This window comes from Streptomyces mirabilis (genome assembly GCF_039503195.1).
GTDB lineage: Bacteria > Actinomycetota > Actinomycetes > Streptomycetales > Streptomycetaceae > Streptomyces > Streptomyces mirabilis_D.
The window spans coordinates 1,834,348-1,846,978 of the sequence record NZ_JBCJKP010000001.1 but is presented as its reverse complement, the minus strand read 5'-3'; the positions used below and the strand labels follow the sequence as shown (position 1 = coordinate 1,846,978).

At 70.7% G+C, this 12,631-nt stretch carries 9 protein-coding genes; 2 read left to right on the top strand and 7 right to left on the bottom strand.

Translation table 11 applies throughout. The features are described 5' to 3' along the window. Positions 1-613: 613 nt before the first annotated feature. Both AAFF41_RS08905 and AAFF41_RS08900 read left to right on the top strand, forming a co-directional pair. Positions 614-2,989, top strand: a complete 2,376-nt coding sequence (locus tag AAFF41_RS08905) for an ATP-binding SpoIIE family protein phosphatase (RefSeq protein ID WP_319750626.1) — start codon at positions 614-616, stop codon at positions 2,987-2,989. Positions 2,990-3,059: 70 nt separating this feature from the next. Next, entirely contained in the window at positions 3,060-3,236 is a 177-nt protein-coding gene (locus AAFF41_RS08900) for a hypothetical protein (RefSeq protein WP_183127850.1), read from the top strand. 162 nt (positions 3,237-3,398) lie between these two features. Here the strand turns inward: AAFF41_RS08900 and exaC are convergent, their stop codons facing one another. From exaC to xylB, 7 genes are all read right to left on the bottom strand, one after another. Then, positions 3,399-4,922: an acetaldehyde dehydrogenase ExaC gene (gene exaC, locus AAFF41_RS08895; protein ID WP_054228929.1), complete on the bottom strand. Its 1,524-nt coding sequence runs from the start codon at positions 4,920-4,922 to the stop codon at positions 3,399-3,401. A 56-nt stretch (positions 4,923-4,978) separates the two neighbouring features. Further along, complete coding sequence (locus tag AAFF41_RS08890; RefSeq protein WP_319750728.1) at positions 4,979-6,331, bottom strand: GAF domain-containing protein; 1,353 nt, start codon at positions 6,329-6,331, stop codon at positions 4,979-4,981. A gap of 133 nt (positions 6,332-6,464) precedes the next feature. Then, positions 6,465-7,067 carry an N-acetylmuramoyl-L-alanine amidase gene (locus AAFF41_RS08885; protein ID WP_319750625.1) on the bottom strand — a complete coding sequence of 201 codons (603 nt, stop codon included), beginning with the start codon at positions 7,065-7,067 and terminating at the stop codon, positions 6,465-6,467. A 41-nt stretch (positions 7,068-7,108) separates the two neighbouring features. After that, a complete protein-coding gene (locus tag AAFF41_RS08880; protein WP_319750624.1) occupies positions 7,109-8,122 on the bottom strand; it encodes an acetamidase/formamidase family protein in 1,014 nt (337 codons plus the stop codon). Further along, positions 8,119-9,612 (bottom strand): APC family permease, encoded by a 1,494-nt coding sequence (locus AAFF41_RS08875; RefSeq protein WP_343323805.1) that lies wholly within the window; start codon positions 9,610-9,612, stop codon positions 8,119-8,121. The genes AAFF41_RS08880 and AAFF41_RS08875 overlap by 4 nt, the downstream gene beginning before the upstream one ends. Positions 9,613-9,851: 239 nt before the next feature. Next, a complete protein-coding gene (locus tag AAFF41_RS08870) occupies positions 9,852-11,060 on the bottom strand; it encodes an ROK family protein (protein WP_343323804.1) in 1,209 nt (402 codons plus the stop codon). Positions 11,061-11,129: 69 nt separating this feature from the next. Beyond that, positions 11,130-12,575: a xylulokinase gene (gene xylB / locus AAFF41_RS08865; RefSeq protein ID WP_319750621.1), complete on the bottom strand. Its 1,446-nt coding sequence runs from the start codon at positions 12,573-12,575 to the stop codon at positions 11,130-11,132. Positions 12,576-12,631 lie beyond the last annotated feature (56 nt).

Sequence of the window (12,631 nt, the reverse complement as noted above, 5' to 3'; positions counted from 1 at the left end):
TGCGGTGCCGTTCCTGCCGAAACAGGAGCTCGTCGTTGCCCGGATTCGACGCCGGGAGAGTTGATCACCCAGTATTGGCCGGACGATTCGGCGAGCGCGACGGCGGTAGCCACGGCGCTTCGGGGCCGCGGGCGCCGCATCGTCCGAAGACATCCGTCACCGTGGATCGGTCCCACCAAAGGGGCAGACACTCTCCCGAGCGCAACGCGTCGATCGTTCAGGCGGCCTGGTCGAGGGGTGAGCGTGCAGACGTGGCGGACAGCCACGCAGGCCCCACGGCCGTGCCGCAAGATGCCGAGCTCACCCGCGCCCGCCGACGTGCAGTGCATCGCGCCGGAGTACCCCTGGGCACGTGGGCCGCTGCCGGTCTGGCCGTCACCGTCGGCCGCAACCTGCGGTGCGTCCTGCCATGGCCGCCACAACACGCAGGCTATGAGACCCATCCGGCCGGCTGTCCGGCAGCGCAGTCCCACGCGTGCGATCGCTTGACGGGAACAAGCTCCAGGACCGAGAGATCCTGGAATCAGCACGGGACTCGAAGGCGAGATGATCGACTATGGACCCACCGGAGCGCTGCCCTGGTGACTTGCTTCCCGCTGCTGGGGCTCTGGCAGTGGCGGCTCCGGACGGTGTGCTGACCTGTTGGAGCACCGGTGCGGAGCAGTTGCTCGGGCTCTCCGCCGCCGAGGCTGTCGGCCTGCCCGCGGCAGAGCTCCTCGCCTCAGCCCTCCCCGCGGCTGCTCGTGAGCGATTCGCCCGGCAGGAGGGCTGGACCGGGCCGGTGGCACTCCGCAACCAGGACGGCAGCGCCGTGGAGTGCCGGTTGCGCGCGTGCCCGCTGCCCACGGGTGACGGGCGAGCCGGTTGGCTGCTGGAGGGCGTCCCGGTGCGGGAGGAGACGGAGCGCGACACGGACCCACTGATCCGCTGGTCATTCGACCAGTCCCCGTTCTCCCTGGCGATCTACGACTCCGAGGGCCGATTCCTGCGCGTCAACGAGCCCATGACCAAGCAGCTCGCCGCCTCCGAGCGGGAGCTTCGGGGGCTCCGGATCACCGAGCACATGCCAGATCAGGGCTTCCAGGCTCCCGAGCGATCTCTCGATCGCGTGCTGCAGACCGGTGAGCCCGAGCACATCGAGAACTACGTCAGAGTCCCGGGAGAGCCCCACGCGCACGCCTGGATCGTCCACTTCACCCCGCTCAAGGACTCTCTCGGACTGGTGCACGGCGTGCAGCTGGCCGCCCTGGACTTCTCCGAGCAGTACGTGGCCCGCGAGCGCTTGGCGCTGCTCAACGAGGCCAGCAGGAGTATCGGCAGCAGCCTAGATGTGCCCCGGACCGCCCAGGAGCTGGCCGACGTAGCCGTGCCTGCCCTGGCGGACTTCGTCTCCGTCGATCTCCTAGACACCGTGCTGCGCGGCGACGAGCCCCCGCTGATCCCCGTCGACGGGCCCCTGCTGCTGCGGCGCACAGCCATCCGCTCCAGTGTGAAGCCCGCAGTCACAGTCGGCGAGCTGGCCCGCTACCCGGAGTTCTCACCGCCGGTCCGGTGCCTGGCCACCGGCCACGGCACCGTGCACCAGATCGGGGAGCCCGAGATCACCCGCTGGCTGGCCCACGACCCCGACCGGGCTACCTGGGTGGTTCGGTATCGCGCGCAGTCGCTGATCACGGTGCCGCTCCGCGCTCGCGGTACCAACCTCGGCGTCGCCCTCTTCACCCGATTGGCTCCCTCAGCCGCGCCGTACGGACCCGACGACCTGCAGATCGCCGAGGAGCTGGCGGCGCGCGCCGCGGTCTGCATCGACAACGCCCGCCGTTACACCCGCGAGCACAGGACGGCACTGGCTCTCCAGCACAGCCTTCTGCCACAGGGGACTGTCGCGCAGGCAGCCGTGGACGTCGCTGGCCGCTACCTCTCCTCAGACTCGCACATCGGCGTCGGCGGTGACTGGTTCGACGTCATCCCGCTTTCCGGCGCCCGCGTCGCCCTCGTGGTCGGCGATGTGGTCGGCCATGGCATCGCCGCCTCGGCCGCCATGGGGCGCCTTCGCACGGCCGTGCGTACCCTCGCCGATGTCGATCTGGCCCCGGACGAGCTCCTCACCCACCTTGACGACCTTGTGGTCCGGCTAAGTTCCGGGCCCGACTCCGGTGCGGAGGCGTCGACGGGAGAACTCGGAGCCACTTGCCTGTACGCGGTCTACGACCCCATTTCCCGCATGTGCTCGCTCGCCAGTGCGGGTCACCTTTGGCCCGCACTGGTGCGCCCTGATGGCAGAGTGGATTTCCTCGAACTGCCCACCGGCCCGCCACTCGGCGTGGGCGGGATTCCGCTCGAGTGCGTCCACCACGAAGTTCCCGAAGGTAGTCTCCTTGCGCTGTACACCGACGGCCTGATCGAGGCACGCCATCGCGATGCCGACGCCGGTCTGCATGCCCTGCGCGGCGCCCTCGCCGACGCCGCCGCTTCGTCGTTGGAGACCACCTGCGACAAGGTGCTCAAGGCGCTGCTCGACGAGCGGCCCACCGACGACGCCGTACTGCTCATCGCCCGTACACGTGCTCTGGACAGCGGGCACATCGCCGTCTGGGACCTCCCCAACGATCCGGAGGTCGTCGCAGGCGCCCGCTCTCGGGCGACCGCCCAACTCCACGCCTGGGAGCTGGACGAGCTGACCTACGTCACGGAACTCGTGGTCAGCGAGCTGGTGACCAACGCCATCCGCTACGGTGGCGCGCCCATTCAGCTGCGGCTGATCAAGGAAAAGACGCTGATCTGCGAGGTCTCCGACGCCAGCAGCACCTCACCCCACCTGCGCCGCGCCCGCATCTTCGACGAGGGCGGACGCGGCCTCATGCTGGTCGCCCAGCTCACCGAGCGCTGGGGGACGCGATATACCGGCACCGGCAAGACCATCTGGACTGAGCAGCCCCTTCCCGCGCGGGTACCCAGGGCACCAACGTGCGGCGTGCGAGCTGACTGACCTGCATCGATGAGTAGTTCGGTTGGGTCGCTAGGTGAACTTCCCACGTTTTGGGGAAACCGAGGAGGCCGTGAAGGCCCTTCTGGGCCCTGTCTTGACCCGCATGGCACGTGCGTTTGGTGTCGCGCCTATCTGGCGTCCTTACGCCAAGTTCCTCGACGGCGTTCGAGAACAGGCGAACCGCCTCATCGAGCAGTCGATGCAGGAGTGGGGGCGTGTCAGCCAAGGCGAAGCAACCGAGGGCTGAAGAGTGGGTTTGGTCCGTGACTGGTCCGGAAGTACTGGTCAGGAGCGGTACAGGTCTGGGAGGAACTGGGAGCTAGCACGCAAGCCGGGCTCGGCCGAGAGCAAGCTGAGGGAAAGGCGCCTGACGGGTGAAAGACCAGGTCAGGCGCCTTTTTTCGCGCGCCTAGAAGAAGCCCAGCTTCTTCGGCGAGTACGACACCAGAAGATTCTTGGTCTGCTGGTAGTGCTCCAGCATCATCTTGTGCGTCTCGCGTCCGATGCCGGACTGCTTGTAGCCGCCGAACGCCGCGTGCGCGGGGTAGGCGTGGTAGCAGTTCGTCCACACCCGGCCCGCCTGGATCGCACGGCCCGCGCGATAGGCGGTGTTGATGTCGCGCGTCCATACGCCGGCCCCGAGGCCGTACAGCGTGTCGTTGGCGGTCTTGATGGCGTCGTCGAAGTCGTCGAACGACGTGACCGAGACGACCGGTCCGAAGATCTCCTCCTGGAAGATCCGCATCCGGTTGTCACCCTCGAAGATCGTCGGCTGGACGTAGTAGCCGCCCTTCAACTCACCGTCGTGCTCGACACGTTCGCCACCGGTGAGGATCCTGGCACCCTCCTGCCGACCGATGTCCAGGTAGGAGAGGATCTTCTCCAACTGGTCGTTGGAGGCCTGCGCCCCGATCATCGTGTCGGTGTCGAGCGGATGGCCCGGCTTGATCAGCTCGGTGCGGGCGACCGCCGCCTCCATGAACTCGCCGTAGTGACCACGCTGGACGAGCGCCCGTGACGGGCAGGTGCAGACCTCGCCCTGGTTGAGGGCGAACATCGTGAAGCCCTCGAGTGCCTTGTCCCGGAAGTCGTCGTTCTGCGCCCAGACGTCGTCGAAGAAGATGTTCGGGGACTTGCCGCCGAGTTCCAGCGTGACCGGCTTGATGTTCTCCGAGGCGTACTGCATGATCAGCCGCCCGGTCGTGGTCTCACCCGTGAATGCCACCTTCGCCACCCGCGGGCTGGACGCGAGCGGCTTGCCCGCCTCCACGCCGAAGCCGTTGACGATGTTGACGACGCCCGGCGGGAGCAGGTCCGCGATCAGGCTCATCCAGTAGTGAATGGACGCCGGGGTCTGCTCGGCGGGCTTGATGACGACCGCGTTGCCCGCCGCCAGCGCCGGGGCGAGCTTCCAGACCGCCATCAGGATCGGGAAGTTCCAGGGAATGATCTGCGCGACGACCCCGAGCGGCTCGTGGAAGTGGTACGCGACGGTGTCGTCGTCGACCTCGCCGAGCGAGCCCTCCTGGGCGCGGATCGCCCCCGCGAAGTAGCGGAAGTGGTCGATGGCCAGCGGGATGTCGGCGGCCAGGGTCTCGCGCACCGGCTTGCCGTTCTCCCAGCTCTCGGCGACCGCCAGCTTCTCCAGGTTCGCCTCCATCCGGTCGGCGATCTTCAGCAGGATGTCGCCTCGCGCGGTGACGGAGGTGCGGCCCCAGCCGGGCGCGGCCGCGTGCGCCGCGTCCAGGGCGCGCTCCACGTCCTCGGCGGTGCCCCGCGCGACCTCCGTGAACGGCTGTCCGTTCACCGGACTCGGGTTCTCGAAGTACTGCCCACGAGCCGGCGGCACGTACTCGCCGCCGATGAAGTGGTCGTAACGCGCCTGGTAGGAGACGATCGCGCCCTCGGTGCCGGGCGCCGCGTAACGGGTCATGCTGGTCTGCCTCCCGGAGAAGCGCTGCCCGCCGTTGGACAGCTCTCGCCGCGAGGCTAGGAGCGCGGACGTTGCAACGACGTTGCGGACGAAGCAGGCCGGCCCTGCCCGGCAACCGACCGTCGCCGTTCCGCGAGCGCCGCGGGGTACGGTCGGCCCGGTGGCGCGGCCTGTTCGTGCTCCAGAGCCTCCAGTCGGGCCCGCACCGTCGCCGTCGGGCGTACGGCGGCCAGCGTCCGCCATACGTCGAGGTCGTCCTCGCCCCACGGCGCGCGCGCCCAGTCCGCCAACAGGTCGGGGTCGCGACGCGCGATGAGGGCCGTACGCAGCCCGTCGGCGAGGCGGCGCCGCAACCGCACCACGGCCGGGGCCCTCGAACCCGGCAGCAGCGGACCGACGTACGCCGCCGCTGCCGCCGTGACCGCACCCGTGCCGAGCCGCCGTTCGACGACCGCCACGTCGGACTCGACCGGCGCCGTGAGCCGGTAGGGCCGCGAGCCCAGCAGGCCGGGGCCGAGCAGCCGGCGCAGTCGGGTCAGCTCGGCGCGCAGGGTCACCGGCGTCACCGACTCGTCCTCGTACAGCGCGCACAGCAACTCGTCGCCCGAGAGCCCCTCCGGGTGTCTTGCCAGCAGCACCAGGATCTCGCTGTGCCTGCGGCTGAGCCTGACCTTCCGGCCGCCCGCCACCAGTTGGGCCTCGTCGCGGCCGAGCGCGGTCAGCTCGACCGTGTCGGCCGCTGCTTCCGCCGGTGTGAGCAGTGCCAACTGGGACTCGGCGGCCCGCGCCACCGCCTGCACGAAACCGAGACTGTGCGGATGCGCGAGCCCGTCCCCGCCCGTGATGTCCACCGCGCCGAGCACCCGCCCCGTGCGCGGATCGTGCACCGGCGCCGCGGCGCACGTCCAGGGCTGGACCCGGCGGATGAAGTGCTCGGCCGCGAACACCTGCACCGGCCGGTCCACAGCGACCGCCGTTCCCGGCGCGTTGGTGCCGACCGAGGTCTCCGACCATCGCGCGCCGGGTACGAAGTTCATCCGCCCCGCCAGCCGTCGCGTCGCCGGATGTCCCTCGACCCACAACAGCCGGCCCTGCGCGTCGCACACCGCGAGAAGGTGCTCGCCGTCCGCCGCGAACGTCCCCATGAGCTCCCGGAAGAGCGGCATCACCCGGGCCAGCGGATGCTCCGCCCGGTAGGAGCCCAGGTCGCCGTCCGTGAGCTCCACCCGTGCCGTGCCGTCCGGTGCGACACCGGCCCGTGCCGATCGCCGCCAGGAATCGGCCACCACGGAGCGCACCGGTCGCGGCACCGTGCCCGCCTCGGTGAACGCCTCGTGCGCGCGGCGCAGTATCCGCACCCGCTCGACGGGATCGGCTCCTGGTTCGAGGGCCACCCACGGTTCGGTCAACTCGGCCTCCCGGTAGGCGATGCGGCTGAGACCATCGTCACTCCCGGTGCGGGCGTGGACAAGCACCGTGACGGAGCTCCTCACGCGGCGCTCACATGGGCGTGGGTCGTCGGGAGCCGCGGCGGGCGCTCCGTCAGGCGAAGTTGACGAGCTTGATGTACCGCGTCCAGTCCCAGTTCGGCCCCGGATCAGTGTGGTCGGTGCCCGGTACCTCGTAGTGGCCGATGATGTGAGCCCGGTCCTTGGGGATGCCGTGCTTCGCGCAGATCGCGGCCGTGAGCTTGGCGGACTCCTCGTAGAGCGCGTCGGTGAAATAGGCGGGCCGGTCCACCCAGCCCTCGTGTTCGATGCCGATGCTGCGGGTGTTGTAGTCCCAGTTCCCCGCGTGCCAGGCGATGTCACGCTCCCTGACGCACTCGGCGACATGCCCGTCGGCCGATCGCACGAGGTAGTGCGCGGACACCTTCTTCTGGGGGTTCTGGAAGATGGCCACGGTTCGGGGAAAGGTCTCCTGCGTGACGTGAATGACCACGTAGTCGAGCGGATAGGCCGTCGGCCGACTGGACGCCGTGTAGTTGGAGGTGCTCGCCGGTGCCCATTCGGCGAGCGGATAGTCGACGGCCGCCGTCTCCGCCGTCGCCTTGGCGCCGGGAAGTAACGCGTAGGGGAGGGCGGCGAGGGCGGCGCCGCCCTTGAGCAGGCGTCGCCGGCTCGGGAACGATCTGGCCCGTTCCATGGGGGAGCCTTTCGATGATAGGGAGGCAGGGTCAGCCGCGCTCAGCGTCGCAGCGTCGCGGCGGTGTCACTCAGTCGCGCGTGCAAGCCGCGGTGTGTCTCGCGCGCGGGCAGCCACTCCTTGCGGATCTTGGCGACGCACGTGTAGTTGGTGTCGCAGACGTTGGCGAGCGGCGATTCGACCGCCTGGGTCGCGAACTGGTAGGCGTCGAGCTCGCTGAACCCGTAGTCGCGCACCAACCACTGCACCAGGTCGAGCTGCGATATGCGGAAGGCGTCCTCCAGCGGGCGTGCCGAGCCGGTCGAGATGATGTGCGTGTCGGACTCGATGCGCGGCCAAGGGGTGGCGACTCCCTTGAGCAACTCGACGATCACCATCGTGTTCATCGCGCACTCGACGGCCACACCACATGTCTCGCCCTCGCCCTGCCGGGCATGCCCGTCACCGAGGCTCAACAGGGCGCCCTCGACGTTCACCCCGAGGAAACAGGTGACGCCGGCCCGCATCTCCGGAGTGTCCATGTTCCCGCCGTGCGCGTCAGGCACCAGCGCGGAGCGCACCTCGAGGTTCGCTGGCGCCACTCCGACGGTGCCGTGCATCGGGTCCATGGGCAACTCGATCCGGATCTCGCTGTCCCGGGCGCTGAACAGGGCGGTGCGCCGCTCCCGGTCGAGCTGCCAGATCCACACGGTCTCCGGCAGCGGAGGCTGCAGCGTGGCCGTGGTGTGCGTGGAGGTGAGCGCGCCGAACAGCGGGACCGTCGTCGAGGCCGCCCAGTCGCGAGCGGGCTCGATCGACACGAAGTGCACGGCCACGGTGTCGCCCGGCTCCGCGCCCTCCACATGGAAGGGGCCGGTCTGCGGATTGAGGAACGGGAACTCGCACACCTCGGACACCAGGTCCTTCTCCGAGCGCACCCGCCCGGCGAAGCAGTCCTCCGTGTACAGATCGAGGACGGTGCCCGGCGCGATGCGTGCCACGGGCGGCGCGCCGCCGAACGTCCAGGCGTACTCGCCCGGTTCGGGGCGCACGGTCAGGATGCGGGGGTCACTCATGGCTGCACGGCTCCGCTCTGCCGAGGGTCGGGGGACTCGGGGGACGAGGTCTCGTCGAGGTGAACACGGGCGGTCTCGGCTATGCGCCCGGGGTGGCGGCGCGACAGGACGATCAATACCACGACTCCGGCCGCCATCCAGACTCCGACAACCGGTCCCGCATACGAAACGGGCGCGGTGAGTTCGGAAACGAAGTCGAAGACGGGCAGGCCCGCGGCCGTCAGCAGCGCGGGCACGAAGGCGACGATGCCCAGCAGAGGGAAGAGAAGATGCCGCACCGGTTTGAGCAACTCGCGTCTGCGGCGCAGGAAATAGCCCGCACAGGCGAGGTTCACCACGATGTACACGCCGATGACGACCGTGACGATCACCGTCGCGAGCAGCAGGAACGCCGTGACGGGGTCGTAGTACAGACCGAGGCCCAGCACAGCCGCGACCGCCACGCCGCACTGCGCGGCGACGCCGGCGACGGGGGAGCGGTGCCTCGGATGCACGTGCGCGAAGAGCCGCGGGAACACCTTGATCCGGGCCAGGGCGAAGGCCGTACGGGTCGAGACCGTCGCGCAGGCGTTGGCGTTGGCGATCGTGGAGTTGACCACCGCCAGGAACACCAGCACCCAGAACACTCCGAAGGAAGCGCGGGCCACGCCTTCCCAGGACGCCGCGCCGGAGGCTCCGAAGCCCCCGAAGCGGTCGGGCCCGAAGTACACCGACATGGCGTACGTGGTGAGGACGTAGAAGAGACCGATTCCCAGCGCCGCGCCGAGGACCGCGCGGTGCATGGTCCGGCGGGGATCCTTCGTCTCCTCGGCGAGTGGCGCCGCTGCCTCGAATCCGGCGAAGGCCAGCACCGTGTAGACCGATCCCGCGAACACACCACTGACGCCTTCGTACCCCTCGGCCGTGTGCGAGGTCCCGAACACCGACAGCGTGTTGTCGCTCCCGGCCTTGGCGATCAGCCATATCGCGAAGACGAGGAAGACCAGCACTTCGAAGACGCCGAGGACGGTGCCGAAACGGGCCGAGGCGCGCACTCCGAAGTATCCGGCGACCGCGATGATCGCCGCGCCCGCGAGCGACCACGGCCACCACAGGTCGTCCGGGTAGGAGGACCATTGCTGATGCAGTGTGCCCGCGGTGGTGAACCCGAGTTGCAGGAGCAGCAGCGGTGGCACCAGCGCCTCGACGAACACGTAGCCCCAGCCGACGAGGAACCCCACGGCCGGGTGCAGTCCCTGGGCCGCGTACGTGGCCACCGAGCCCGCGGTGGGCAACCGTCGTGCCAGCTCGGCCACACAGGACGCGGTGAAGAGGCAGGCGACGAGGGCTATCAGCACGGAAAGGGGCAGACTGCCGCCCGCGAAGGCCGCGCCCGACGGAATGGACGCGGCGACCGCCGCGGCCGGCGCCATGGCCGTGATGCTCTGGAACAGGACCTCCCGCAGCCCAACAGCCTCGCGCCGCAGTCCCGGAACCGTCTCCTCCGACATCTGCCCCCCGATCCCCCGATTGGCCCGGACAGCCGACCATCGGCCCGACGGCTGTGCCTCGCGTGAATTACGGTACGGCGCTTGCGGGTTGGGCGGGAGGGCTCGGCGTTCGTCGGTGGACAACTCGGGGACTGTGGACAACGCGGTCACCCGTGAGGGGGAAAGGGACCCTGGGCACCGGGTCATCGACCGCGATGGTCGCGACAGCTGCGATGGCCGTCGTGGCCGCGATGATCGCGCTACGCCTGCCCCGCGAACCCCGCCGGGTCGTCGAGCACCGCCCGCACCACCGAGTGGGCGGCCCCCAGCAATGGCCCCTCGGGCCCCAGGGGTGACACGGACACGGCGCAGGCGGGGCCCGCCGTGCGCCGCGCCAGCTCGCCCTCCAGCGAAGGCAGCAACCACGGTGCGAGACCGGACAGCGCTCCACCCAGCACCACCGTCTCCGGATCGAGGAGATTGACCGCGCCCGTGAGCGCGATCCCGAGCGCGGTCCCGGCGTCGCGCAGGGCACGCCGTACCTCCGCGTCGCCCCGGGCGGCACGCTCGGTCAGCAGCCCGACCCGGTCCTCACGCGGCTCCAGACCGGCCGCGCGCAGCACGGCCTCCTCACCCGCGTACTGCTCGAGGCAGCCCCGTCCGCCGCACGGGCAAGGAGGCCCGTCCGGCCACACCGGCACATGCCCCAGCTCGCCCGCGAAACCGCGGGTCCCGCGCAGCAACCGTCCGTCCACGACCACGGCCGCACCGATGCCGATCTCCGCGGACACATGCAGGAAGTCACGTGGGGTGGCATCGCCGAGCCACAGTTCCGCCAGACCGCCGAAGTTCGCCTCGTTGTCCACGGTCAGCGGGAGGTCCCCTGGCAACAGCGCGCCGAGATCCGTGTCATGCCAGTCGAGGTTGGGGGCACGGACCACGGTCCGGTCGTCGCGGGCCACCAGGCCGGGCACCGCGACCGCCAGGCCCGCGGGCCACAGCCCCTCCCGTTCGGCCTCGGCGACGACCTGCCGCACCAGCGCGGTCAGCTCCTGGAGCACCGGCTCGGGCGGTCGCCCGCGGTTCGTGCCGTGCCGCACCGCCCGCGCCCGTACGGCACCGCGCAGATCGACGGCGCACACCGCCAGATGGTCGACGCCCACCTCCGCGCCTATCCCGGTGGGACCGCGCCCGCTGACGGCGAGTGCCGAGCCCGGTCGCCCCACCCGTCCGGGCCGCTCGGGGCCCAGCTCTTCGAGGAGCCCCGAGCGGATCAGCTCGTCCACCAGCGTCGAGACCGCCGCCCGCGTCAGACCGATGCGCGAGGCGACGGCGGCACGCGACAGCGGCCCCTCCGCACTCACGGTGTGCATGACACGGGAGAGGTTGCGGCGGCGCATGCCCTGTTGGGTGTCGGGCAGTCGACGGCCGGAACCGGTCGGGTGGGCCTCGTGCAGTGGTGCGGTCATGCCTCCGTCAGTCCTCGTCCGGCCGGTCCCACTGGGGGCTGTCCTCGTCCGCGCTCGCTCAGTGTTTGCTCAGTCCTTGTTCGGTTCCCGTTCCAGGAGCGGGGCCGCGTCGGAGAGTACCCCGGCGATCCTGGCGAGCGTCTCCTCGTCCCGGTCCACGGCGTCGAGCACCGGCCCGTGGGCCGTTCCCCAGCGGCGGGCCACCGCGGCCGGGTCCTCGCCGGTCAGCAGGCCCGCGGCCTGCGCGGCGGCGCCCAGCGCGACCAGTTCCTTGGCCTCGGGCACCTGAACCGGACGTCCCGACAGCCGGCGTACGGTCTCCTGCCAGGCCGTTCCCCGGGCGCCCCCGCCGATGAGCAGCAGCGGCGCGGAGCGGTCCGCGTCCGGGTCGAGCACCAGGTCGAGGGCGCCGAGGAGCGAGTGGACCGCGCCGTCGTACGCCGCCTGCAGCAGCTGCCCGCCCGTCGTGTCGTGCCTGAGGCCGTGCAGCAGCCCCGAGGCATGGGGCAGGTTCGGGGTGCGCTCGCCGTCCAGGTAGGGGAGCAGCGTCACGCCGGCGCCCGGTTCGACCGCCTCGCGGTCGAGACCCAGCAGCGCGGCTACTCGATCGACGGCGAGCGTGCAGTTCAAGGTGCAGGCCAGCGGAAGCCAGTCGCCGCGTGCGTCGGCGAAGCCCGCGACGGTGCCGGTCGGGTCGGCGGGGCGCCGTGTCGAGACGGCGTACACCGTGCCGGAGGTGCCGAGGCTCAGTACGGCGGTGCCGGGGCGCAGTCCGAGGCCGAGCGCGGCGGCGGCGTTGTCGCCGGTGCCCGCGGCGACCAGCGTGCCCTTGGAGAAGGGCAGCTCATCGCGGGCGTGCACGGTTCCGGCCACTTCGCCGGGCCGGGCGATACGGGGGAGCAGCGCCGGGTCGAGTCCGACGTGCGCGAGGACTTCTTCGTCGTACCTCTCCGTACCGGACGCCCACCAGCCGGTACCGGAGGCATCGCCGCGGTCGGTCGTGCCCTCTCCCGTGAGGCGTTCGGTGAGGTAGTCGTGGGGCAGCCGTACGGCCGCGGTCGCTCGGACGGCGTCGGGTTCGTGCTCGGCCAGCCAGGCCCACTTCGTGACCGTGAAGGAGGGGCCGGGCACGCTGCCGGTGCGTTCGGCCCAGGCCTTCGGCCCGCCCAGCTCCTCGACCAGCCGACGGGCCTGTGGCGCCGAGCGCACGTCGTTCCACAGCAGGGCCGGGCGTACGGGATCGCCGTGGGCGTCGAGGGTGACGAGCCCGTGCTGCTGGCCGCCGATCGACACCGCGGCGGCCTCGTGGGCCGCCTCGCCGCACTGGTGCAGCGCCTCGCGGAGCGCGTCCCACCACTGCCGCGGGTCGCTCTCGCGGGCCGCCCCGGTGGAGACGGTGTGCGGCGCCTGCCCGCTCGCCACCACCTGTCCGGTCGAGGCGTCGACGACCAGGGCCTTGGTGGACTGGGTGGATGTGTCCACCCCGACGACGAGCGGACCCTCGGCTGCTGACATCGGGCTCTCCCTCTTCCGCGGCTCCGCGGGATCTGTCCTGGTGATGGGGTTTGCGG

Coding starts and splice junctions, on each gene's coding strand:
- exaC (WP_054228929.1), bottom strand. CDS start 4,922: ATGACCCGTTACGCGGCGCCCGGCACCGAGGGCGCGATCGTCTCCTAC.
- AAFF41_RS08885 (WP_319750625.1), bottom strand. CDS start 7,067: ATGGAACGGGCCAGATCGTTCCCGAGCCGGCGACGCCTGCTCAAGGGC.
- AAFF41_RS08880 (WP_319750624.1), bottom strand. CDS start 8,122: ATGAGTGACCCCCGCATCCTGACCGTGCGCCCCGAACCGGGCGAGTAC.
- AAFF41_RS08875 (WP_343323805.1), bottom strand. CDS start 9,612: ATGTCGGAGGAGACGGTTCCGGGACTGCGGCGCGAGGCTGTTGGGCTG.
- AAFF41_RS08870 (WP_343323804.1), bottom strand. CDS start 11,060: ATGACCGCACCACTGCACGAGGCCCACCCGACCGGTTCCGGCCGTCGA.
- xylB (WP_319750621.1), bottom strand. CDS start 12,575: ATGTCAGCAGCCGAGGGTCCGCTCGTCGTCGGGGTGGACACATCCACC.